This is a genomic window from Priestia aryabhattai B8W22, assembly GCF_000956595.1.
GTDB lineage: Bacteria > Bacillota > Bacilli > Bacillales > Bacillaceae_H > Priestia > Priestia aryabhattai.
In genome coordinates this window covers 93,143-117,231 of sequence record NZ_JYOO01000014.1, presented here as the reverse complement: position 1 = coordinate 117,231, position 24,089 = coordinate 93,143, and the positions used below count along the sequence as shown (strand labels likewise).

The following is a 24,089-nucleotide window of genomic DNA, read 5'->3' as shown; positions in this document are numbered from 1 at the left end:
CGCAATACGATTTAGTGCGCTCGGGTATAAATGCTGATATCTGTTGAAAGTAACGAAATAAAGCAAAAATTAACTAATTTATCAGACTAGGGCACTTTTTATACGAAGGAGGACGGGTGAGTTTTGATCATTATCCACCTTTTGACGGGAGCACTTAGCTAAAAGTGGAATATTTCTTTCCCCGTTCTAAGTCAAACGAATTAAATCCCTAGCTGCATTTGAGCAAGGGCTATATGAAGTTATTCAGTATTATGTGATACTACCAGCAAAACATACAGGTATTTCTTTGATAGTGGTTCCTTTACAAATGCTTCGAAAGTTCTTATAATAAAATTATCTTTAATTCGAGATATTCAAAAGGAGTGGATATACGTGAAACATATTTTTAAAAAAGGGACGGACGAGACGAAACCGACTTTATTGCTGTTGCATGGTACAGGAGGTACAGAACAAGATCTGCTTCCTATTGCAGATATGATTGATTCCTCGTGCTCCGTATTATCTGTAAGAGGAAACGTACTAGAAAACGGAATGCCCCGTTTCTTTAGACGTTTACAAGAAGGAATATTTGATATAGAAGATTTAATTGAACGTACAAAAGAACTTCATCAATTTTTAGATGAAACGGCTGAAACGTATTCATTTGACCGAAGCAATATCGTAGCTGTAGGCTACTCAAATGGCGCCAATATTGCAGGAAGTTTGTTGTTTCATTACGAGAATTCTTTAAAAGGGGCGGCTCTTCTTCATCCGATGGTTCCAAGAAGAGGAATTGAAGTGCCTAAGACCGACGCCTCTGTCTTTATAGGCGCAGGTACAAACGACCCTATTTGCCCAGCATCAGAAACGGAAGAACTTTCTGTGCTTTTAGAAAAAGCCGGAGCAGACGTACAGGTGCATTGGGAATCATTTGGACATCAGTTAACACGAACAGAAATTGAAGCAGCTGAAAAATGGTATCGGTCAAAATTTTAATTTAGAAACTTCCCGCACTCGTGCGGGAAGTTTTTTATTTTTAAAAAATAATGACAGTTATCATACAAAAGATAGATGTAAATGGTAAAAAGTACTTTTTTTACTGAATGAAGGGAAATTTTATGATATCATTTTATTTCCGGTATATCCTTGCAGAACCGCTATTTTTAGGTAAAGCATCAAATTATTTTAAAATTCCTGGCTTCTATCACAAAAAAATGAAACCAAAGTCTGAGTAAACCGTTATAATAAATGCAGGATTTAAATTCAAAAGGATGGTTAAAAGCATATGACTCGTTTTTTTATTGTTTTACTTTTCGTTCTAATGGTTATATGTGTATATACCATTATTTCGCAAACCCTTTACCGTCGCTATCATTCATCAGTCATAATAAAAGGGGCAAAAAAGCATAAAATAGCTATAACATTTGACGATGGGCCTCATCCTGTTTATACGCCAAAAATTTTGGACTTGTTCAAACTGCATGAAATGAAAGCTACTTTTTTTATTGTGGGAGAACTAGGGGAAAAGCACCCGTCTATTTTAAACAGGATGATCAACGAAGGACATGAAGTAGCTATACATCATCATCGTCATGTGAGTGCATGGACCCAAACACCGTGGCAATTAAAAAGACAAATTCATCAATGTGCACAGGTTATAGAGAAAGTAACAAATCAAAAGCCGCTTTTTTACCGTCCGCCGTGGGGACATTTAAATATGAGCAGTTTATTAATGGCCAAGCCGTATCATCTCGTGATCTGGACAGGAATCTTTCAGGATTGGACACTAAAAACAACGAAAACGGCATTAGTTCAAAAACTAATGCGTAAAGTAGAGGATGGAGCCATTTTTGTTTTACACGATAACGGAGATACCCCGGGAGCAGATGAAAAAGCACCTGAAATGACGATTGCGGCGTTAGAAGAATTTTTACCTTACTTAAAACAGCAAGGGTATGAAAGTATAACCATGCAGCAATTGATGAATCAATCGTAAATAGAGGAGCGAGCAGTGGACTTAACAATTATTTCTCAGTATATACATTCCTATGGTTATATTGTTATTTTACTTGTACTTTTTTGTGGGATTGTTGGAATTCCAGCGCCTGAAGAATCATTTTTAATATTATTAGGCATGTTTATTGCCAAACATCAGCTGAACTTATACGAATCATCTCTTTTTGCTTTTTTAGGGGTTATAACTGGAATGCTTACTGCTTACGGGCTAGGAAGGTATGCGGGAACCCCATTTTTTGATAAGTACGGAAAATACGTAGGGTTAACCAAAGAGAAAATTGAAGCGGCAAGCGGCAGCTACCATAAATATGGGATATGGACCATTTTATTTGGTTTATATATTCCAGGCTTGCGTCAAATTAGCCCATATATGGCGGGAATAAGCCGCTATCCGTTTTTGCTTTATTTACTGTTATCGGTGGTAGGCAGTCTAGTATGGGTCCTTTCTTTTCTCATTCTAGGTTACTATGTAGGAGACCGGATTCATATTTCGTATATTATCATGGGCGCTGTAGCTTTTTTTGTCATTTATTTACTTATAAAAAGAAAAAGAAACCGAAAACGTGTTGAGAGGAGGGATGGTCAATGAGGAAGGTTTTATTCTTGCCGCTTTTTCAAATGCCATCTGGTCATCACCAAGTAGCAGACGCCGTTATGGATGCCGTCATGGAACGTTTTTCGCACGTTATTTGTCAAAAAATTGATTGTTTAAGCTACTGGAGCAAACCGCTTGAACAAATGATTTCATCGATATACATGAAATGGATTTCTGTTTTTCCAAAGCAGTTTGAAAAATTTTATTACGGTCATGTATACAAAAAAAACGACCATACGATGGATGATTTTGTCGTGAAAAAGTGGCCGATTATCGAATATCATATGAAGAAATTAATTGATGCAGAGCAGCCGGACGTCATTGTTTGCACACACAGCTTTCCTTCCTGTGTATTAAGCGGCTTAAAAGAAAAAGGAATCATTGATCTTCCTATTATAAATGTATACACCGATTTCTTAGTAAGCGACGTATGGGGTAAAAATGGAATCGAGCTTCACTGCGTCCCTGATCAGGATACGAAAGCATTTCTACAAAACGTTCACGGTGTAAAAGAGTCTTCTATTTATGTAACGGGCATTCCCGTTCATAAAGCGTTTTTAAAAAGACGGATTGACCATCTCATGCCACAGAAGCATATCCTGATTGCCGGAGGAAATTCCGGCCTTGGGAATGTACGCAAAATGCTTCAGCAGCTGCCGCAAAACTGTACGTATATGTATTATGTGCTGTGTGGAAAAAACAAAAAGTTGTATCAAGAACTAGTGAAACTAAACCACCCGAAAGTTAAAGCTGTTCCGTATGTAAAATCAAGAGAGAAAATGAATGATCTATATGAGGGAGCAGATGCCATTGTCACAAAAGCAGGGGGCGTGACAATTAGCGAAGCCCTTCATAAGAGACTACCCATTTTTATTCATTCATCTCTTCCTGGCCAAGAGCAAATTAACATTGAATATTTAAAAGAAAAAGAGCTGCTGATACCGCTTAATGATGGTGAAGCCTTTGAACAGCAGCTTAAAAACATTTTAGAAAATGATGTAAAGCGAAATCGTTTGATAAAACGAATGGACGAATATGTAGACAGCTTAGAAGTAAAAGTAGACCGCGTGCTTGCAGATCATTTTAAGCTGTATCGATATGAGACAAGTCAAAATCAATTTTAAGCAGAACATTGGTTATTTCTTTTTACATTCGATAAACTAACTGTAGAGATAACATCTGTAGAAGGTTAAATGAAGTAAAAGGAGATTATAATATGAACTCAGTTATTGAAACGATTTTAAATCATCGTTCTATTCGCAAATATGAAGACAAACCATTGTCGGAAGAGCAAATTCAAACGATTGTAGAAAGTGCACAGGCAGCTTCCACATCAAGCTATATTCAAGCGTACTCCATTATTGGAGTAAAAGATAAAGAAACGAAGCAAAAGCTTGCTCAATTAGCAGGAAATCAGCCTTATGTAGAAACAAATGGACACTTCTTTGTATTTTGCGCTGACTTTCATCGCCATGATGTCATTGCGGAAATGGAGAAAAAAGATTTATCGACGGCGCTCGAAAGCACAGAGCAATTTATGGTAGCTATTATTGACGTTGCCCTTGCTGCGCAAAATGCAACGCTTGCCGCTGAATCAATGGGACTTGGAGCTTGCTACATCGGCGGTTTGCGTAATGAATTAGAAGAAGTAAGCAAATTGTTAAAACTGCCTCATCATGTAATCCCGTTATTTGGTCTAACCGTTGGACATCCAGCGGGTATTACGGATAAAAAGCCGCGCTTACCATTCAAACATGTGTATCATGAAGAAACATATGAGCCGAACGATGAGCAGACGAAACAAGAATTAACGACGTATAACGAAGAAATTTCTGCTTACTACAACGAACGAACAAATGGCAAACGCCAAGACACATGGACTGGTCAAATGGCTGACATGCTTTCAAATCCTAAACGTATGTATATGAAAGAGTTTGTAGAAAAGCAAGGATTTAATAAGAAATAAAAAAGGAATAAAAACACTTGCCCATGTGGTGAGTGTTTTTTTGTTATGGAAAAGCTTAATTCACCCGTTAAATAGTCAATAAAAAAAGATGAGAACAGCCAGCAATGATAAAAAAATTGGGCTATTTTAGGAAAAGGAACAATAAAAAGCAGTAAAAAGTAGAAACGTTTCATCATATACCCAAATTATCAGAAATATTACGATTAAACGTTCTGTTTTGTTAAGTTTTGTAATAAAAGTAGCATGGCTCTGTAACGGCTGTGAAATGTGAGGATGATATCATTCAATCATTGAGTAAATAAGGAGGTATTCGTAATGAAAAAATTTATATTTACTCTAGGAACAACAGCAATCCTTTCAGCGGGATTTGTAGGTGCAGCTTCTGCTTCTACAAGCGGAACGTACCACGTAGAAAAAGGTGATACGTTATGGAAAGTCGCTCAAAAGCACAGCGTGAGCGTAGACGAGCTAAAAGATGCAAATAACTTAACATCTAATATTATTTATCCAAATCAAGAATTAAACGTAGCTACTATAAAAGAAATGACACACAAAGTTCAGCAAGGAAACACATTATGGTCCATCAGTCAGCAATATGGCGTGACGGTAGATCAAATTAAAGAATGGAACGGACTGACGTCAGATTTAATTTATCCTGGCGAACAATTAAAAATTCAGTCTCCAAACGGGCAAGCTCAGCAATCGAGCCCTTCAGTAGCTCAGGCTGCGCCAGAAGCTCAGCAAGCTCAAGCGCCGGCTGAACAAACTCAAACAGAGCAGCAGCAAGCTCAAGCTGAACAAGCTCAAACAGAGCAGCAGCAAGCTCAAGCTGAACAGGCTCAAAAAGAGCAGCAGCAAGCTCAAGCTGAACAGGCTCAAAAAGAGCAGCAGCAAGCTCAAGCTGAACAAGCTCAAAAAGAGCAGCAGCAAGCTCAAGCTGAACAGGCTCAAAAAGAGCAGCAGCAAGCTCAGGCTGAACAGGCTCAAAAAGAGCAGCAGCAAGCTCAAGCTGAACAAGCTCAAAAACAACAACAACCTGCTGAATCGTCACAACAAGCCAGCGGCAAGTCAATGACAGTTGAAGCGACTGCCTATACGGCTAATTGTGCTGGATGTAGCGGTACAACTGCTACAGGAGTGGATTTAAAAGCAAATCCAAATCAAAAAGTAATCGCTGTTGACCCTAGCGTTATTCCATTAGGTTCGAAAGTTTATGTAGAAGGCTATGGTGAAGCTGTAGCTGCCGATACGGGTGGAGCAATTAAAGGTAATCGAATTGATGTATTCGTTCCTTCTGAAGGTGATGCTCAACAGTTCGGAAGAAAATCTGTTAAAATCACGGTTATGAACTAAGAAGTTTTTTATAAAATTGCTAGTTTAGTATAGAAATACATAGCTAGTAAAGCAAAAGAGGTGCCTTATGGCACCTCTTTTTACTTTATAATACGCTTTGCTCCCGCATAGCTGTTTTTCCAGTACGCTGTTGAAAGTGATTGCGTTTTAACGCCTTTGCTGCTGACATAAATGAATTCTTGTTTATCTAGGTAAATTCCTACAACTGAAACGGATTTGCCGTTTTTAAAGAAAACTAAATCTCCAGCCTGCAGGCTGTTTTGCTTTACGTCCGTGCCGCTTTTATACTGATCTGCTACTGTACGAGGGATAGAAATATTTGAACCCGCGTTTTTATATACATACTGTGTGTACCCTGATACATCAAAACCTTTTGGTGTCGTGCCTCCATATTTATATGGCTTTCCAATCAGTGTTTTGGCATACGATACAATTTGCTGCTGTTTTGCACTAACAGAAGTTTGAGGCGCTGGAGAAGGAGACGGTGCGCTTGCACTTTTCACTTTCAGCACTTGTCCGATTTTTAGCGCATCTGTTTTTAAATTGTTTAATTTTTTTAATTCAGCTACCGTCATGCCGTACTTTTTAGCGACTGCTGTCAGCGTGTCTCCTTTTTTCACCGTGTAGGTGCCATTGCTATCAGCCGGTGTAGATGGAGCTGTTGGTGAAGGTTGAATATCTTCATCAAGCAAATAACTCATATTTGCGTTAAACGCTACTTTTCGCTTTGTTTTATAGCTCTTCGCTTTTTGCTGAAATTGCGTATTGTATGCGTTGATTTCTTTTTCAAAATTTGCAGAGATCTTATTAAATTCCGCGTCACTTACATCTCCATACGCATAGTCTTCAAGATCCACAATGTAATTGTAAAGAGCAATTAAGCTGTCATATAAATACCCTTGAAGCTGATCAGCTTCTGAATTAAGGTGATTCATCGCGTAATTTTTATCAGTCTTTGTTAGAAACTGGTCAATTTGATCCGCAAGCTGATCATATGCCGCTAACGCTTTTTCGTCATCTTTTATTCCTTCAATTTCTTTTAGCTTTTTTTCCACTGTTTTATAAAATGGTGCGTAATAATCTGCTAGCGAATTAACGTCTTTTTGATAAATGCTGACAGAAGAAGCAGCATAAGCAGAGTGACTAAAAACAGGCGTTGTCACTGATGCTCCTACTAAAACCGATGCTGCTATAAATGGTACAAGTAGCTTCTCTTTTTTCATTTGTAAAGTCCCCCAAATATCCAAATAATAGTATAGCAGATAGATTATACTATATTAGGTTATAAAAGAACTAGTACTTTTCCTTTAATTTCATATTTTTTAGCAGTTTGCGTACCTGATAGAAGATAATCTAAGGAACAAAGAAAATATGTGATACAATGTACAAATATTCAGTTAAAAAGGAAGTGTACGATATGCAGCAATTTATCAAAGAAATAGCGCGGGGAAAAAGAGGATCAACTGACTTAACGTATGAACAAGCAAAAGAAGCGGCTCGCTTAATTGCTTCTGGGCAAGCTACGGATGCTCAGATCGCTGCTTTTTTTATCGCCGAACGCATTAAAACTGAAAATGCAGATGAACTGTTAGGGTTCGTTCATGCTTTTCGTGAAAAAACAAAAGAAATACCGCTGTCTCAGCCGTTAAAAGATAAATCAATTGATTTTGCAAGTCCCTATGCAGGGAGAAATTCATTTTTTGCGACCATTCCTGTATCGATTTTATTAGCGGAAAGAGGTGTGCCTGCTTTTTTACACTGTACAGAAGCTCTTCCTCCAAAGTTTGGAACAACGATTGAAGACGTACTTCATTCGTTACAGATTCCTCAAGCTCAAACGATTGAAAACATCGGTCATGTGTTTGAAACGTTAAAAATTGGTTTTGTCAATGCCGAAACAATCTCTTATCCTCTTAGTCGCATCAAACAAATTCGTCATGAAATTGGTGTCAGGACGCTAATTAATACGGTTGAAAAATTATTAAATTTATCGAATGCTTCTTCTTTAATGATGGGTGCTTTTCATCGCACGGCCATTAACAAAATTGTGCCCATTTTTGCTTCGCTTCCTTTCAAACACGTATACGTGGTGCAAGGGATAGAAGGATCTGAAGATGTACCTGTACATAGAAGCAGCTTTGTTTTTACTATCTCAGAAGGAGAGATGGAGTCGTTTATTGTCAATCCAAAAGAGTACGGACTGTTCGTGGAAGAAGAGCATTTTGAAAAGAAGATAAGTGTTGAAAAACAAGCGGAATATGTAACGCGCATTCTAGAAGGTGAAGCTTCTTCCGAACTGACTTACGTCTATAATCAAGTAGTGCTAAATGCCGGCTTGCGCTATTATCTATTTGGCTATGAAGGATCTATTGAAAAAGGAATAGACTATGCAAAACATCAGCTAGCTGAAGGTCTAGGATGGAAACACCTGCAGAAATGGAAAAAACAAGAGATTTGAGAAGTATAAAAGATGAGCAAAAAAGCTCATCTTTTTTTATCGGAAGAGATAAATTCTTTGTATTTTATCAGAAAATTTATTATAATTAGTTATATTTATGTTAGAAAATATAACATTTGATGTGAACTAGAAAATAGATTAGGAGAAAGGAAGCTTCCATTGAAACTTACGCCGCGAGAACAAGAAAAATTAATGATTGTCGTAGCTGCCGACTTGGCAAGACGCCGTCAAACAAGAGGATTAAAGCTTAATTATCCTGAAGCAGTAGCTATTATTACATATGAAATTATGGAAGGAGCCCGTGATGGCAAGACGGTAGCACAGCTAATGCGAGAAGGCACCAAGATTTTAAAACGAGAAGATGTAATGGAAGGTGTTCCGGAAATGATTCATGATATTCAAGTGGAAGCGACCTTTCCAGACGGAACCAAGCTCGTCACTGTTCATGATCCAATTCGTTAAGAGGAGGGAAAGATATGATTCCAGGGGAATACGTCTTAAAAAAAGAACCGATCACATGTAATAACAGAAAAAAATCGATTAGCGTGACTGTAATCAATAGAGGAGACCGCCCTGTTCAAGTAGGGTCCCACTTTCATTTTTTTGAAGTGAATGCGGCACTCGAATTCCCCCGCGAAGCTGCGCTTGGCTATCATTTAAATATTCCGGCTGGTACAGCCGTTCGCTTCGAGCCGGGTGATGCAAAAGAAGTAGAGCTGGTTGCTTTCTCCGGAACAAAAGAAATTTATGGCCTGAACAATAAAACAAACAAATCGCTTTCTGATAGAAAGGAAGATGTATAAGATGAGTTTTCAAATGTCGCGACGTCAGTATGCAGATATGTTTGGACCAACGGTTGGAGATGCTGTTCGTTTAGCAGACACAGAGCTATTTATTGAAATTGAAAAAGATTTCACAACCTACGGAGATGAAGTAAAGTTTGGCGGAGGAAAAGTGATTCGTGACGGAATGGGACAGCATCCTCTTGCAACGCGAAGTGAAGCAGCGGACTTAGTGTTGACAAATGCTATTATCGTTGATTATAGAGGCATATATAAAGCAGATATTGGAATAAAAGATGGACTCATTCAAACTATTGGAAAAGCGGGTAATCCCCTGTTGATGGATGAAGTAGACATCGTCATTGGTGCGAGTACGGAAGTAATTGCAGCTGAAGGGAAAATTGTAACCGCCGGCGGTATTGATGCGCATATTCATTTCATTTGTCCGCAGCAAATTGAAACCGCTCTTGCCTCTGGCGTGACCACAATGATCGGAGGAGGAACCGGACCCGCTACAGGAACAAAAGCTACTACTTGTACACCCGGGGCGTGGCATATTGAACGAATGCTTGAAGCTGCCGAAGCATTTCCAATGAATATTGGCTTTTTAGGAAAAGGAAATGCAAGTGCCAAAGAGCCTTTAATCGAACAAATTGAAGCAGGAGCGATTGGACTAAAGCTTCATGAAGACTGGGGAACCACGGCATCTGCCATCGACACAAGCCTGCAGGTAGCAGATGAGTACGATGTTCAAATTGCGATTCACACAGATACTTTAAATGAAGGCGGTTTTGTTGAAGATACGATTGCAGCAATTGGTGATCGCGTCATTCATACCTATCATACTGAAGGGGCTGGAGGCGGACATGCACCTGATATTATGGAAATGGCAAGCTTTCCAAACGTACTTCCATCATCAACTAATCCAACAAGACCCTATACGGTCAACACGCTTGAAGAACATTTAGATATGCTCATGGTCTGTCATCATCTTGATCCCGCTGTACCAGAAGACATCGCTTTTGCTGATTCCCGTATTCGCAAAGAAACGATTGCAGCTGAAGATATTTTACATGATTTAGGGGTATTCAGTATGATTTCTTCAGATTCTCAAGCAATGGGACGTGTAGGAGAAGTGATTACACGAACGTGGCAAACAGCTGATAAGATGAAAAAGCAGCGAGGAAAACTTGATGGTGACAGCGAAGTAGGCGATAACGCACGTGTCAAACGCTATGTAGCTAAATATACGATTAATCCAGCTATCGCTCATGGAATTTCCGAATACGTAGGATCGGTAGAAACAGGGAAAATAGCTGACTTAGTCCTATGGGAGCCAGCGTTTTTTGGAATAAAGCCTGACTTGATTGTAAAAGGTGGTTTAATTGCTCACAGCTTAATGGGAGACCCTAACGCTTCAATTCCAACCCCGCAGCCGGTTTTATACCGTCCGATGTTTGCTTCTTATGGAAAAGCAAGAGCTAAAACTTCTTTTACGTTTGTGTCAAAAGCAGCGTACGAGAACAAAGTGGGCGAGAAACTTGGGTTACAAAAGCTGCTTAAACCGGTTAAAAATATTCGTCAATTAAAAAAAACAGATATGAAGTTAAATGGGGAAATGCCTAAAATTGAAGTTGATCCCCAAACGTACGAAGTAAAAGTAGATGGACAAATGATTACATGTGAAGCAGCAGAAGTTGTGCCTATGGCGCAGCGATACTTTTTATTTTGAGGTGAAAAAAATGGTAATCGAAAAAATTATCGGAAATATAGCAACATTAGAAAAACGGGCTCCGCATATAGAAAAGGTATATATCGAAAGTGACCGCTTAGTAAAACGCGTTCAGCGCGTTGTAACAGATCACGGTAAGGAACTAGGAATTCGCCTGAAAGAAAATCGCGAGCTCACTGATGGCGACGTGCTGTTTATGGATGAAAGCAATATGATTGTTGTTCAGGTGGTAGCAGACGATATTTTAACCATTCAGCCGATTGATATTCAGCAAATGGGAGAAATTGCTCATCAGCTTGGCAACCGACATTTGCCAGCACAGTTTGAAGGTGGAGACATGCTCGTACAGTACGATTATTTAGTCGAAGAATTGCTTCAGCAACTCGATATTCCCTATAAGCGCGAAAAAAGAAAAGTAAAACAAGCTTTTAAGCATATCGGACATAGTCATGACTAATTCATTGCTTTCGCTGATTCAGCTATGTGATTCAAATTTCCCATCGGGTGCATTTTCGCATTCGTTTGGTTTTGAAACGTATATTCAGCGAAATCAAATTTACAACACAGAGACCTTTCAAGAAGCGCTTCGTACATACCTTGATGTTCAGCTGACGTATACGGACGGCTTAGCATGCAGGCTGGCTTATGAGTATGCTGCTCATGACCAGTTTAACGAAATTATGAGAATTGATCATGAACTATACGCTCTTGCTTTGTCAAAAGAAACAAGAGAAGGGACAAGACGGGTGGGCCAGCGCATGTTAAAGCTTTGCTTAGAGTTATTTCAAGGCTCTTATTTAGAAAAATATATGAGTGAAGTAAAAGCAAAGAAGGCGTACGGACATCCTGCTGTTGTATTTGCATTAGCCAGCCTGCAGTTAAACATTACGAAAGAAGAAGCAATTTTAAGTCACTTATACGCTAGCATCTCTTCTTTAATTCAGAATGCAGTCCGCGGCATACCAATCGGCCAAACGGATGGGCAAAAAACGCTCGTTCTTTTTCAGCCGCTGCTGCAGCACGCGCTTCAGCATATTTTGCAAGCAGATCAAGAGGAATTTGGTGCCGTGACACCGGGGTTAGAAATTGCTCAAATGCAGCATGAACAATTGCATGTCCGATTGTTCATGTCATAAAAAAGGGGGGAAGGCCTTCTAACGATGAAGGCGTAAAAAATGAATGCAATTAAAATTGGAATTGGTGGACCTGTTGGTGCAGGGAAAACAATGTTAGTAGAACGATTAACGCGTGCACTAGAAGGACAGCTCAGTATGGCAGTCGTTACAAACGATATTTATACAAAAGAAGATGCACAGTTTCTAGTAAAAAACAGTATTTTACCGGAAAATCGTATCGTAGGAGTAGAAACAGGAGGATGTCCTCATACGGCTATTCGAGAAGATGCGTCTATGAACTTTGCTGCGATCGATGAGTTAGTGGAACGTCACCCCGATGTTGAACTTATTTTTGTAGAAAGCGGAGGAGATAATTTAGCCGCAACGTTTAGCCCAGAGCTCGTTGATTTTTCGATTTATATCATTGACGTAGCACAAGGGGAAAAAATCCCGCGTAAAGGCGGTCAAGGAATGATTAAATCTGATTTATTCATTATCAACAAAACAGATTTAGCCCCGTATGTAGGAGCCAGTTTAGAAGTAATGAAAAAAGATACAATTCAAGCGAGAGGGCACAAGCCTTTTGTTTTCACCAATTTAAAAGAAGATAAAGGGCTCGACCAAGTGATAGAATGGATTAAAAAAGAGGCCTTTTTAATCGGCCTTGAATCATGAGCTACACGGGTTATTTAGAGCTTCGAGCAGAAAGAAACAGTAAGCGAACCGTTATTAAAGATACGTACCATTACGGTGCTTTCAAAGTTGCCAGACCTATTTACATGACTCCTGAATCACCTTTTGTTTATATGCTTCACGTAGGCGGAGGATACGTGAGCGGAGACAAATATAAAACGATGATAACGGTAGAGAAAAATGCTCAGCTGACGGCTACTACTCAATCTGCGACAAAGGTGTACAAAACACCGAACGAAGCTGTTTTACAAGAAACTTATATAACCCTTGAAGAACAATCCATCATGGAATATATACCAGACCCGCTTATTTTGTATGAAAATGCTGCATTTGTCCAAGAAATAACGGTTCATATGGCAGAAAACGCTGCTTTATTTATGTGCGACAGCATCACCCCGGGGTGGTCGCCGGATGGGCAGCTGTTTCAATATACCTCTATGCGTTCCAAGCTTAAACTGTATGTAAACAAGCAGCTGAAGGTATACGATCACTTATACTTGAATCCAGAAAACCATTTGCGCGGCATGATGAAAATGGAAGGGTATACTCATTTTGGATCGATTATCATTGTTCATCCAAACGCCGACGACGCATTTATAGCGAAAGTACATCAGCTGTGCGAAGAGGCAGTCTGTAAAGCAGGAGCTTCCGCACTTCCGATTTCCGGATGTGCTATTCGAATACTAGCTGCTAGTACACAAAAAGTTGAAGAGATAATCGCCAAAGTATACGGGTTGTTCCGGCAGGAGTTATTAAAAGCTGAAGTATCACTTTTGCGTAAGTATTAAAGTGCCTGTACAAAAGTATAGTAGTTGAAGAAAAATCCGAACGAGCTGGACTCTTGATAGAGAATCAAATTCGTTCGGATTTTTTTATTAGTAGGGTGAACGTAGGTTTCCTGTATGTAGTTCCTTCTAGCCGTTGATTAGAGGACAAAGCGGCGTTTTGCACAGAAATCAACAGCTGTGGAACAAGCAGTCCAGATCATTTATCCTACTTATTCGTCTTTAGATTGAATTGTTTTCATTATGTTTCATTCTCTGTTAAAACCACAGACTAAATAATCCGTCGCTTACACCTAAATTATACATATAATAAAGGCCAAATATAATGCTGACAGCGCCTGTTACCTGCATTAAGCAGCGATTTAACGTCACTTGCTTTTTAGTTGTAACGAATGGAATCCCAATAACCGTTGTAAATAACAGCATGCCAAGACAAGTGCCGATTCCAAAAATGATAATATATAGAGCACCTTGCCATACGTGAGTAACGGTGCTCATCGTTACTACAACCATCGCTGCGCTTCCGGCCAGTCCATGAACAAAGCCAATGCCTAATGACTTTAAGTAAGACGTTTTTTCGTGATGCGTATGCACTTGTTTTTTGTAAGACAGAAACGATGTAAAACCGAGGTAAACGAGCATAATGCCCACTAAAAATTCAAGCGACATGCTCATGCGTTCAGAAATACTGCTTTTTAACACTATTAAAATCATGCCAAAAATAAACAGCGTAAGCGTATGACCAATCCCCCAGTATACTCCTGCAAGCGAAGAGCGCCACAGCTTTTTACTTTTTGAAGCAATGGTTGATACAGCGATAATATGATCTGGTTCTAGAGCATGCTTGATTCCTAAAAAAAACCCTAGTATTAAAATTGAAAAAAAACTTGTTTCCATGTCAGCTTTCTCATCCTTTCGTACGTATAAAACTAGTATATCGCACGCTTTTGTTTTAATAAACAGAAAATTCTAAACAAAGATATCTGATCGAATAGCTAAACCATTTATCAATTTACAATAAGTTACAAATATTAAAGAAGATGTAGTATAAAAATTTTACATTTACAAAAACTATAAGTAAATTATTGTGAGGTTGATAACTATGGACAAAATTTCTACTGATATCATGCTGTGGAGTTCTTTTATAAGTCAAAATGTTAGGATAGAACGTGACTAGACTAGAAGCTCTTTTATGGAGCATTGCGTTGCCGGGCTTTGGACAATTACTAAACAAAAAACATATAAAAGGAATTTTGTTTATTGTACTTGAATTTCTCATTAATATGGGCGCAAATTTTAATGAAGGCATTCGCTTAAGCTTTTTAGGGGAAACAAGACAATCCCTAGAGGTAATGAACATGCAGTGGTTAATGTTTTATCCATGTTTATATTTTTTTGCAATTTGGGATGCTGTTAAAGAAGCAGAAAATGGCGCATCGAGATTTACATTTATTCCTTTTGTCTCCTGTGCTTATTTTGTTACAGTAGGCATTATGTATTCCTCAGTGACAACCATCAACGGTGTTTTTATAGGCCCAATTTGGCTCCCTATGCTGTCTGTTGTACCGGGACTGGTTATTGGACTCATTGCCAAAAAGCTATTAGAAGTGTATATACATAAGAAAAAATAAACGTCATTTCAATCTATTCATCCGTAGATTTTAATGGACGTTTATTTTATTTTTGTTTATAAATAAGTAATAAAGTCTCTTATTTAGGGAACGTACTAACAGTGGCTATTTTTACATAATCTTAAGAGAGTACGTTTTACTCGTAGAAAAGAGCACATTGAAAATGGAGAGAATGTGTACAAGCTTATATAATAGCAACTTAATAAAAAGAAGTTGGAGAGAAGGTGAATCGATGATTACAAATGGTATTTATCGTTTTTTTCTTGTTTGGTACGTATGCGGAGTCGTTTTGCTTTCCTTTGATTTGCTGCCTTCATGGTTAGAATGGGCAAATGCTGTTTTTTTACACTTGAGCAGTCTTCTTGCTCTTATTTATCTAGCTAAGGCCTATGGAGTAAAGCGGGCACTGGTCGTTGCGGTATTTGTGACAGGCGCATCTATTTATGTCGAAAGTCTAGGTGTTAAATATGGATTTTTATTTGGATCCTACGATTATGAAAAAGATTTTGGCGCCAAAATCTTGGGCGTTCCTCTGACCATTGGATCGGCTTGGTTTATGGTCGTAATCACAAGCAGAATATTAGCTCTCGGAATTATGAAGCGTATGGAGCTGCCGTTTATTGTCCATGGAATTGCCTATGCGGTCATTAGTTCGCTATTTGCTGTTATTATGGATTTGGCTATTGATCCCGTTGCCTATGTTGTTAAGCAATATTGGGTGTGGGAAGGGGACAGCTTTTATTATAATATTCCTTTATCCAATTTCTCCGGCTGGTTTTTACTGTCTTTCTTCATTCAGCTGGTCGTATATTTCTTTTTAGCTAAGGTTCCTAAAGAAGAAGAGCCGGTATGGGAAAGAAGAATGGTGTTTTTGTATAGTGCAGTCGTCATGATGTTTGTAATTGTAGCGTTAGTAAATGGCCTGTGGCTTGTGGTATGGCTGACGATGCTTCCTTTTCTTATTCTTTATATTGTGTATAAAAAGGAGACTCGCTTATGATTTATCCGAAGAAAAACTCAATATTTGAGCGCTTTTTTCAACTGTTTGTCACATATCAGCTCAAAAAACAGTTTTATCGTATTCATTTACATATAGAAGAGCTCCCAAAAGATAAAAAAATGTTATTAATTGCTAATCATTCCAGCTGGTGGGACGGTTTAGTGACATTTTATTTAAATAACGCGGTATTAAAAACAGATCTATACGCTATGATGTCTGAACAAGGAATGAAGGATTTTTCTTTTTTTCAACGAATCGGGGCTTTTTCAGTAAATGCAGCGTCTCCGAAGCATATAGTGGAATCGTTAAGGTTTGCCAGCAAGCTGTTAGAAGAGAAAAAAACAGTGCTTATTTTTCCTCAAGGTAAAGAAGAGCATCTTGAGAAAAGGCCGTTAGCTTTTTCTGAAGGGCCTGCTTTTCTTCTAAAAAAGCAACCCGACGTTGAAGTTATTCCCATTACATATTATTATACGTTTTGCCATGATCAGCGACCGGAGCTTTTTATCTGGGTAGGGCAAGCTGTTTTTTACGACTCAGCCAATGTAAGAGAAGATATAACCAAAACGCTAGCCGGTACAGTCACTGCTCAGCTCGACCATCAAAAACAAAAAATCATTCAAAAAAACGACGAGGAATTTACGACTTTATTAAAAGGCCGAAAGACGCTTAGCGAGTGGTTAACGTGGTGGAAAGCGAAGGTGAAAGAATGATTTACTATATGCTTTTATTTATTTTTATGCTGCTTCTAACCATTGTAAATATTCAAGCAATGCCTAAATTAAAAAGATACGAGCCGGATTCTAAAACCCCTCAGCCTCTCATTTCTATTTTGATTCCAATGCGAAACGAAGAACGAAATGTAAAGCGAATCATTTCTTCTATTAAAGGATTAACGTATAGCAATCTAGAATGTGTCATACTAGACGATCAGTCCACAGATGAAACACGAACAGAGCTGTTGAAAGAAATTCACGGCGATCCGAGGTTTACCATCATAGAAGGAAAAGCGCTGAGAGAGGGTTGGGTCGGAAAAGTTCATGCCTGTCACCAGCTGTCGCAAGCTGCAAATGGAGACTATTTATTATTTGTAGATGCCGATGTACAGCTCAAAGAACGCACGCTAGAACATACTTTAGCCACAGCACAAGCGACAAAAGCCGCTCTTTTAACAGGTTTCCCACGTTTTCCCGTAAAAACGTGGTTAGAAGCATTGGTTGTTCCTCTGCAGCATGTTGTTGTTTTTAGTTATTTACCGGTTGTCGTAGCGAACCGTAACAAGATGAGCAAAGCTTCAGCAGCTCACGGTGCTTTTATGTTTATAAAAAAAGAAGCTTATGAGATCGCAGGAGGACATGAAGCTGTTAAATCTTCACTAGTAGAAGATGTGCATCTAGCCCAGCTTTTTAAGCAAAAGAAACAGCGCGTTATTTTGGCCAATATTACGTCTCACGTTAGCTGTCATATGTATGAAACAACTGAAGAAGTATGGAATGGGTTTGCTAAAAATATCTTTGTGGGTCTAGGCCGATCCGCTAAAGCAGTTTGGGTACTGAGCATTTTTTTTACCTGTTACTATGTGCTGCCGCTTCCTTTTTTTATAGCCGGAATATTCACAGGCAACATGCTTTGGATTCTTCCTTTTTGCATTATGCTTTTTCAGCGGTTTTTAATTGACCGGTCAGCTCAGCAAAAAGGGCTTTTGTTTCTTACTATGCCGGCGTCGGCAATTGTGCTGATGCTGCTGATGAACCATTCTATGAAGCGTGAACGAAAAAAGCAGGGATATGAATGGAAAGGAAGGCATTATCAATGAAAAAAGTACTAATTGTCGGGGCAGGATTAGGCGGATTAGCTGCAGGAGTTCTTCTTCAAACAAAAGGGTTCGATGTCACAATCGTGGAAAAAAACGAGCACGTAGGAGGAAAAATGATGCCTGTGCAGCTAGGAGAATATTCTTTTGATTTCGGGCCTAATACCATTACAATGCCAGAAGTTTTTCAGTGGTTATTTGAGCAAGCGGGCGAACGTGCAGAAGACTATATGCCTCTTGTCAAACTAACGCATCATACAAATAATTTTTTTACCGATGGCTCACAATTTTCCATGTCTATCGATGAACGAAAAATGATTCAGCAGCTTGAACGTCTCGATCCCTTTGCTGCGGAGCAATACCCGGCCTATTTAAAAGAAGTAAAAAGAATATACGACATTGCAAAAAGTCAATTTTTCTACCGGACATTTTCATCGTGGAAAGATTACACAAACCCTTCTCTATTAAAAGCATTGCTGCAAGTAAGGCCGTTTGAAACAGTAGATACGTTTCATCAGCGTTTTTTTCGAAACGAAAACATTCGAAATGCATTTAATCGATATGCAACCTATATCGGATCTTCACCTTATACATCGCCCGCTACGTTTTCACTGATTGGACACTTAGAAATGAATGATGGGGTGTACTATGTAAAAGGAGGAAATACTAGAATTGCAAAAGGGCTGGGGCATGTGTTCCAAAAAGCCGGAGGAAAGCTGTATACAAACTGCAGCGTTACTGAAATAGTAGTAAAAAATAAGCGAGCTGTCGGAGTGGAAGTAAATGGAGAAGAAAAGATAGACGCGGATATCGTTATTGTAAACGGAGACTTGCTAAAAGCCTATCCGGCACTCGTAAAAGAGCAGGATAGACCTCATTTTAAAAACAAAAAAGCAGCTGAATTTGAGCCTTCCATATCAGCCTATGTAATTATGGCAGCAGTTAAGAAGCGCTTTTCTCAGCTGATTCATCATCAAGTGTACTTTTCTCAGAATTACAAGCAGGAATTCTATGAGCTATTTCAGCAAAAAACGCTTCCAACTGACCCTACAATTTACGTTTGTAATTCTTCATATACCGATAACAAGGTAGCTCCGGGTGACAATTTATTTATTTTAGTAAATGCCCCTGCTGTAAAAGAAGAGAATCAAGAAGAAATGAAAGCTTACAGAGAAGTTGTCTATCGCAAGCTTTCTCAGTTTGGTTTAGATATTGAGCCCTCGCTTGTACATGAACGAATTGTTACTCCATATCAAATTGAACAAACGTTTGGGGCATTTAAAGGCGCTTTGTATGGAGTAAGTTCAAACCGGAAAATGGATAGTTTTCTTCGCCCAAGCAACGTCTCAAAAGATGTTAAAAACTTATATTTTGTAGGAGGAACGACTCATCCAGGCGGAGGGTCTCCTATGGTCACAATTAGCGGCATCAATGTAGCTACGCTTATTTCCTCTTCCTAATTGATAAATCAGGATTGTCAAAAAGTTTAGTTTTTTGGTACTATAAGAAAGGACAGAGGCTGTTAACCACCTGTTCTTGCGGATGGAAAAACATGTTACATAACGAAGTTGAAAAGGTGATTACATAACTATATGATTGTATTTACGTGTCTTATTATTATCATAAGCATTATTCGTCCGTACTTGGAGAGCGTGACTGTTAAGCGAATTGCTTCAGAAGGCAAAAAAATTCGCTACTACAAAGAACAGTTCTTTTTTTATGTGCTAATTTTACTATTTTATATTGCGGTGATGGTATACCATGCGGTTCCAGTTTCTATGTTAGGGTTGCAGGGAGTATATCTAGATACGATTCACCGGACGGCTCCGTATCCAGCGTGGATTGAATATTTGCTGCTTTTAATCTTTGCAGGCTTTATTATTCTTTCCATTATGCTTCAATGGATGAAAGATCATGGAGAAACGGTTTTTGTGGAACAGGAGATGCCCACGTCAATTGAGGCAACCGTTCCTAAAACAGAAAGAGAGCAAAAGTGGTGGCTTGCATACAGCGGTATTTCCAGCTTCGTAGAAAGCACCGTCTATTTTCCTAGCTTTTATTTATATAGTCACTATGTATTAGCCATTCAAAATACATGGGTGTTGGCTATTTTAATTGGTATTGGTTATTTCCTATCACAGCTAGCTTTTCAGCGTGACCGTTTGAGTGTCCAGACGCTGTTAGTTGGTATCGGGCTAGGCGCTTTATTTATCATGACAAAGTCAGTTGTAATCATGGTCTTGTACTATGGTTTTAGTTTCTTAATCTATGATATTTATCAACAAGATCGCAATTTAGTAAAAAGCACAGAGGATCATTAAGAAACAACACGGCATAACGCTGTGTTGTTTCTTTTTTTTATAATTTATAAAAAAAACTTGAAAAGCGCTTTCAATAGTTTTATAATTTAGATAAATCGATTTACTAAACCGGTTTAGTAAGTGGTTAGCTAGTATAATAAGAAAGGTAGGTCGATTTATGAATCATATCATTATTCCTTTAAATGCATTTGAAACGACAAGCTCTCAGCACACCATGATTGGGAGAATATATGAACAGCAAGTACATGGAGTGGAAATTCGAAGAGAGTTAATGAAAAAAGTAGATCAAGAGATTGAGCTTATTGCCGAAGAATTAAAAAGATATCCGCTTTTTACAGTATATTCGGCTCCAATCGAACTGTGGAAAGAAAAGGGAGAGTTAAACAAACAAGAATTAAAATCTATTCTTGAAGAAGCCGTATCACTTGGCGCTCAGTGGGTAAAAGTTTCTCTTGGTTTTTATCAGCCACAATCACCTATAGGAGAATTGCAGGAGCTATTGCAGGCATTTCCAGCTTTACATCTATTTGTGGAAAACGATCAAACTAGTTATGGAGGCAACATAGCATCTCTGCACGCATTTTTTGATAACGCTTACGAAATTCCTGTTTCCATGACGTTTGATATTGGTAACTGGCTTTATGTACAGGAACGACCTGAGGAAGCAATCAAAAAGCTAAGGTCATTTGTAGGCTATATTCATATTAAACACGTAATAAAAAATAGCGGAAAGCTAGTAACAACCTCTATATCAAACGGTTCAAATGAAATGTGGAAAGATATTTTGAAAGGGTTTTCTCATTCGATTTTTAAAGCTTTAGAGTTTCCAATCGATGAACCGGAACAAATCCCCCGCTTCATTTCATTGGTGCAAGCAGCAGAACAGGAGGAAGTGCAATGAATTCATTAGACGTTATTACCTTCGGAGAAGCAATGGCGATGTTCATGGCAGAACAACCAGGACCGCTGTATGAGATTAAGCATTATACAAAAGAGCTAGCCGGAGCAGAAACAAATGTAGCAATTGGTCTCGCTCGTCTCGGTCTGCGCGCAGGGTGGGTGAGCAAAGTCGGCAACGATCCTTTCGGTACGTTTATTATGAAACGGCTACAAGAGGAGTCGGTCAACACCGATTGTGTACTAGTAGATAGCGAATATTCAACAGGCTTTCAAATTAAATCAAAAGTGGAAGTGGGAGATCCGGAAGTTTGTTACTTCCGAAAAAATTCAGCAGCCAGTCACTTGCACCCAAGCGATTTTAATCGAAACTATTTTTTATCGGCAAAACATATGCATATGACAGGAATACCGCTTGCTGTGTCAGCAAGCATGCGTGAATTTTCTCTACACGCGCTTACCTCGATGAAAGCAGCTGGCAGAACGGTTTCCTTTGACCCGAACCTGCGACCGACTCTTTGGACATCGAAGGAAGAAATGATTTTTACAATCAACGAAGCTGCTAAACAAGCAAACTACGTTCTGCCAGGCATTGAAGAAGGGAAAATTTTAACCGGATACAAAAATCCAGAAGATATCGCTTCTTACTATTTAGATGCAGGCGTAGAGCTTGTCGTTATTAAACTAGGTGAACAAGGAGCCTTCTTTAAGACAGCAAGAGAGCAAGGAATGGTTGAAGGAATAAAAGTGAATCAAATAGTGGATACAGTCGGTGCAGGAGACGGCTTTGCAGTAGGGCTGTTAAGCGGACTTCTTCAAAATGATTCTCTTACTCAATCTGTCATGAGAGCAAATGCTATTGGATCATTAGCTGTACAAAGCCCTGGAGATAATGACGGATATCCAACTGAACAGCAGTTGCAAAAATATATGGAATCCCAAAAACAAGGAGTGAAGTGATAATGAAACAGCAGCTAGCAAAAAAAAGATGGCTTCGGTTAATTCCTATCGTATTTATTACGTATAGCCTTGCATATTTAGACCGTGCAAACTATGGGTTTGGAGCAGCGGCAGGGCTGGCAGAAGATCTTCATATTACGCCAGGTATTTCGTCTTTATTAGGATCGCTCTTTTTCTTAGGTTATTTCTTTTTCCAAATTCCAGGCGCTCACTATGCTGAAAATAAAAGTGCCAAAAAGCTGATTTTTTGGTCTCTGATTTTATGGGGAGCACTCGCTACAGCTACGGGTATGGTAAGCCACGTCGGGTTTTTGTTTGTTATTCGATTTGCTTTAGGGGTAGTTGAAAGTGCCGTTATGCCTGCTATGCTAGTGTTTTTAAGCCACTGGTTTACAAAAGCAGAACGTTCTAGAGCCAACACGTTTTTAATTTTAGGAAACCCGGCAACCGTTCTTTGGATGTCGATTGTTTCTGGATATTTGCTAGAATCGTTTGGCTGGAGATGGATGTTTATTTTAGAAGGTTTTCCAGCTGTTATTTGGGCGTTTTTATGGTGGAAACTGGTAAACGACGAACCAAAAGACGCAGGCTGGCTGTCGAAAAAAGAAAAAGCAGATTTACACGATGCGCTGCAAAAAGAACAAGAAGGAATCAAACCTGTTAAAGGCTATAAAGAAGCTTTCAAAAATCGCACCGTTATTTTATTGAGCATTCAATATGCTTTATGGAGTATTGGCGTCTACGGATTTGTTATGTGGCTGCCGTCTATTATTAAAGCAGCGCCTAACATGAGTATAGTAAAGACCGGCTGGTTAGCATCCGTTCCTTACGTATTAGCAGTCGTACTAATGTTAACGGTTTCATATTTATCAGATAAGTTTTTAAAACGAAGCGTGTTTGTATGGCCGTTCTTATTAGTAGGAGCGCTTGCTTTTTACGGATCTTATTTAGTTGGCACAAGCAACTTCTGGCTTTCTTTTACCTTACTTGTTATCGCCGGGGGAACGATGTATGCTCCGTACGGACCGTTCTTTGCGATTATTCCTGAAATTTTACCGCGTAATGTTGCTGGAGGAGCGATGGCTTTAATCAATAGCATGGGCGCACTTGGTTCATTTGCCGGTTCTTATATTGTAGGATTTTTAAATGGATCAACAGGAGGATTTGGCGCTTCATATATCTTTATGGCTGGATCATTATTCCTTGCGGCAGTTTTAACCATTGTCGCAACGAAAAAGCCAAGAGAAGTTCAAAGTGTAAAGCCAGTTGAAACAACGGCTTAATGTAACGATAGAAAAGGAGAATTAAGATGCATATTGAGAAAATTACAAGTAGCGGTATTGTAGCGGTCATTCGAGGAGCAAGCGCTGAGCGAATTATTCCGCTTGCCTACGCGTTAAAAGAAGGCGGAGTAACAAACCTAGAAATCACAATGGAAAACCCTGCTGCTGTAGAGGTTATTAAAGAATTGAAAAATGAATTTGCCGACTCGATGTTTATTGGAGCAGGAACTGTTCTAGACGAAGAAACAGCGCGAATTGCCATTATGGCAGGAGCATCATTTATTTTTTCTCCTACGGTGAACGAGCGAACAATTAAAACGGCTAAAAGATACGGAGTCATTAGCGTTCCGGGTGCTTTTACACCTACTGAAATACTAACAGCGTATGAATGCGGCGCGGATATAATTAAAGTCTTCCCGGCAAGCGTGGTAGGTCCCGCTTATTTTAAAAATATAGCAGGACCGCTTCCTCACATTCCATTAATGCCAACGGGCGGCGTTACGGCTGAAAATGCGGGCGCTTATATTAAAGCTGGAGCAGCTGCTATTGGGGCAGGAAGCACATTAGTGGATGGAAAGCAGCTTCCAACTCCTGAATACTTACTTCAAGTAACAAGGGAAGCGAAACGTTTTACTCATGAAATTCAAGAAGCTAGGCTTGCGTACGCTTAATAAATAAAGCCTTCTGCTATCAAGAAGGCTTTTCCTTTTTCG

The 24,089-nt window shown here is 39.1% G+C and carries 26 protein-coding genes; 24 read left to right on the top strand and 2 right to left on the bottom strand.

Going from position 1 to position 24,089, the window contains the following annotated elements; genetic code table 11:
• The first annotated feature begins 372 nt into the window (after positions 1 to 372).
• The 6 genes from N178_RS13025 to N178_RS13000 all read left to right on the top strand — a co-directional run bounded on the left by N178_RS13025 (position 373) and on the right by N178_RS13000 (position 5,909).
• The gene (locus tag N178_RS13025) at positions 373 to 975 is read left to right on the top strand and encodes an alpha/beta hydrolase (RefSeq protein ID WP_045292685.1); all 603 of its coding nucleotides are present in this window, start codon (positions 373 to 375) and stop codon (positions 973 to 975) included.
• 289 nt (positions 976 to 1,264) lie between these two features.
• On the top strand, positions 1,265 to 1,975 hold the full coding sequence (locus N178_RS13020; RefSeq protein ID WP_045292684.1) for a polysaccharide deacetylase family protein: 711 nt from the start codon (positions 1,265 to 1,267) through the stop codon (positions 1,973 to 1,975).
• Positions 1,976 to 1,990: 15 nt separating this feature from the next.
• Entirely contained in the window at positions 1,991 to 2,584 is a 594-nt protein-coding gene (locus N178_RS13015) for a DedA family protein (RefSeq protein ID WP_045292683.1), read from the top strand.
• The gene (locus N178_RS13010) at positions 2,581 to 3,714 is read left to right on the top strand and encodes an MGDG synthase family glycosyltransferase (protein WP_045292682.1); all 1,134 of its coding nucleotides are present in this window, start codon (positions 2,581 to 2,583) and stop codon (positions 3,712 to 3,714) included. The genes N178_RS13015 and N178_RS13010 overlap by 4 nt, the downstream gene beginning before the upstream one ends.
• 92 nt (positions 3,715 to 3,806) lie before the next feature.
• The gene (gene nfsA / locus N178_RS13005; protein ID WP_045292681.1) at positions 3,807 to 4,556 is read left to right on the top strand and encodes an oxygen-insensitive NADPH nitroreductase; all 750 of its coding nucleotides are present in this window, start codon (positions 3,807 to 3,809) and stop codon (positions 4,554 to 4,556) included.
• 315 nt (positions 4,557 to 4,871) lie between these two features.
• Positions 4,872 to 5,909, top strand: a complete 1,038-nt coding sequence (locus tag N178_RS13000) for a 3D domain-containing protein (RefSeq protein WP_045292680.1) — start codon at positions 4,872 to 4,874, stop codon at positions 5,907 to 5,909.
• Positions 5,910 to 5,989: 80 nt separating this feature from the next.
• Here N178_RS13000 and N178_RS12995 read toward each other — a convergent pair whose 3' ends face one another.
• Positions 5,990 to 7,132: a C40 family peptidase gene (locus tag N178_RS12995; protein WP_045292679.1), complete on the bottom strand. Its 1,143-nt coding sequence runs from the start codon at positions 7,130 to 7,132 to the stop codon at positions 5,990 to 5,992.
• A gap of 194 nt (positions 7,133 to 7,326) precedes the next feature.
• On the opposite strand from N178_RS12995, the gene N178_RS12990 reads away from it, so the two are divergent.
• The 8 genes from N178_RS12990 (at position 7,327) to N178_RS12955 (ending at position 13,477) form a co-directional block, all read left to right on the top strand.
• The gene (locus tag N178_RS12990) at positions 7,327 to 8,367 is read left to right on the top strand and encodes an anthranilate phosphoribosyltransferase (protein ID WP_045292678.1); all 1,041 of its coding nucleotides are present in this window, start codon (positions 7,327 to 7,329) and stop codon (positions 8,365 to 8,367) included.
• A 159-nt stretch (positions 8,368 to 8,526) separates the two neighbouring features.
• Positions 8,527 to 8,829 carry an urease subunit gamma gene (locus N178_RS12985; RefSeq protein ID WP_045292677.1) on the top strand — a complete coding sequence of 101 codons (303 nt, stop codon included), beginning with the start codon at positions 8,527 to 8,529 and terminating at the stop codon, positions 8,827 to 8,829.
• Between the two features lie 14 nt (positions 8,830 to 8,843).
• The gene (locus tag N178_RS12980; protein WP_045292676.1) at positions 8,844 to 9,170 is read left to right on the top strand and encodes an urease subunit beta; all 327 of its coding nucleotides are present in this window, start codon (positions 8,844 to 8,846) and stop codon (positions 9,168 to 9,170) included.
• 1 nt (position 9,171) lies between these two features.
• Complete coding sequence (gene ureC / locus N178_RS12975; protein WP_045292674.1) at positions 9,172 to 10,881, top strand: urease subunit alpha; 1,710 nt, start codon at positions 9,172 to 9,174, stop codon at positions 10,879 to 10,881.
• Positions 10,882 to 10,891: 10 nt separating this feature from the next.
• On the top strand, positions 10,892 to 11,338 hold the full coding sequence (ureE, locus tag N178_RS12970; RefSeq protein ID WP_045292672.1) for an urease accessory protein UreE: 447 nt from the start codon (positions 10,892 to 10,894) through the stop codon (positions 11,336 to 11,338).
• Complete coding sequence (locus N178_RS12965) at positions 11,331 to 12,017, top strand: urease accessory protein UreF (protein WP_045292671.1); 687 nt, start codon at positions 11,331 to 11,333, stop codon at positions 12,015 to 12,017. The genes ureE and N178_RS12965 overlap by 8 nt, the downstream gene beginning before the upstream one ends.
• 39 nt (positions 12,018 to 12,056) lie before the next feature.
• Positions 12,057 to 12,671 carry an urease accessory protein UreG gene (gene ureG / locus N178_RS12960; protein ID WP_045292669.1) on the top strand — a complete coding sequence of 205 codons (615 nt, stop codon included), beginning with the start codon at positions 12,057 to 12,059 and terminating at the stop codon, positions 12,669 to 12,671.
• Positions 12,668 to 13,477 carry an urease accessory protein UreD gene (locus N178_RS12955; protein ID WP_045292667.1) on the top strand — a complete coding sequence of 270 codons (810 nt, stop codon included), beginning with the start codon at positions 12,668 to 12,670 and terminating at the stop codon, positions 13,475 to 13,477. The genes ureG and N178_RS12955 overlap by 4 nt, the downstream gene beginning before the upstream one ends.
• 255 nt (positions 13,478 to 13,732) lie before the next feature.
• Here N178_RS12955 and N178_RS12950 read toward each other — a convergent pair whose 3' ends face one another.
• On the bottom strand, positions 13,733 to 14,371 hold the full coding sequence (locus N178_RS12950) for a HoxN/HupN/NixA family nickel/cobalt transporter (RefSeq protein ID WP_033579443.1): 639 nt from the start codon (positions 14,369 to 14,371) through the stop codon (positions 13,733 to 13,735).
• A 272-nt stretch (positions 14,372 to 14,643) separates the two neighbouring features.
• On the opposite strand from N178_RS12950, the gene N178_RS12945 reads away from it, so the two are divergent.
• From N178_RS12945 to N178_RS12900, 10 genes are all read left to right on the top strand, one after another.
• Entirely contained in the window at positions 14,644 to 15,105 is a 462-nt protein-coding gene (locus N178_RS12945; protein WP_045292665.1) for a hypothetical protein, read from the top strand.
• A 232-nt stretch (positions 15,106 to 15,337) separates the two neighbouring features.
• On the top strand, positions 15,338 to 16,105 hold the full coding sequence (locus N178_RS12940; RefSeq protein ID WP_045292663.1) for a carotenoid biosynthesis protein: 768 nt from the start codon (positions 15,338 to 15,340) through the stop codon (positions 16,103 to 16,105).
• Positions 16,102 to 16,815: a lysophospholipid acyltransferase family protein gene (locus tag N178_RS12935; protein ID WP_045292661.1), complete on the top strand. Its 714-nt coding sequence runs from the start codon at positions 16,102 to 16,104 to the stop codon at positions 16,813 to 16,815. The genes N178_RS12940 and N178_RS12935 overlap by 4 nt, the downstream gene beginning before the upstream one ends.
• Positions 16,812 to 17,918 carry a glycosyltransferase family 2 protein gene (locus tag N178_RS12930; protein ID WP_045292659.1) on the top strand — a complete coding sequence of 369 codons (1,107 nt, stop codon included), beginning with the start codon at positions 16,812 to 16,814 and terminating at the stop codon, positions 17,916 to 17,918. Before N178_RS12935 ends, N178_RS12930 begins: the two co-directional genes overlap by 4 nt.
• A complete protein-coding gene (locus N178_RS12925; RefSeq protein WP_045292657.1) occupies positions 17,915 to 19,375 on the top strand; it encodes a phytoene desaturase family protein in 1,461 nt (486 codons plus the stop codon). The genes N178_RS12930 and N178_RS12925 overlap by 4 nt, the downstream gene beginning before the upstream one ends.
• A 132-nt stretch (positions 19,376 to 19,507) precedes the next feature.
• Positions 19,508 to 20,236, top strand: coding sequence for a hypothetical protein (locus N178_RS12920; protein ID WP_045292655.1), 729 nt, complete (start codon positions 19,508 to 19,510; stop codon positions 20,234 to 20,236).
• A 157-nt stretch (positions 20,237 to 20,393) separates the two neighbouring features.
• On the top strand, positions 20,394 to 21,137 hold the full coding sequence (locus N178_RS12915; RefSeq protein ID WP_045292653.1) for a sugar phosphate isomerase/epimerase family protein: 744 nt from the start codon (positions 20,394 to 20,396) through the stop codon (positions 21,135 to 21,137).
• A complete protein-coding gene (locus N178_RS12910; protein ID WP_045292651.1) occupies positions 21,134 to 22,093 on the top strand; it encodes a sugar kinase in 960 nt (319 codons plus the stop codon). The genes N178_RS12915 and N178_RS12910 overlap by 4 nt, the downstream gene beginning before the upstream one ends.
• A gap of 2 nt (positions 22,094 to 22,095) precedes the next feature.
• Positions 22,096 to 23,376, top strand: coding sequence for an MFS transporter (locus N178_RS12905; RefSeq protein WP_045292650.1), 1,281 nt, complete (start codon positions 22,096 to 22,098; stop codon positions 23,374 to 23,376).
• A gap of 26 nt (positions 23,377 to 23,402) precedes the next feature.
• A complete protein-coding gene (locus N178_RS12900; protein ID WP_045292648.1) occupies positions 23,403 to 24,047 on the top strand; it encodes a bifunctional 4-hydroxy-2-oxoglutarate aldolase/2-dehydro-3-deoxy-phosphogluconate aldolase in 645 nt (214 codons plus the stop codon).
• The last annotated feature ends 42 nt before the right edge of the window (positions 24,048 to 24,089 follow it).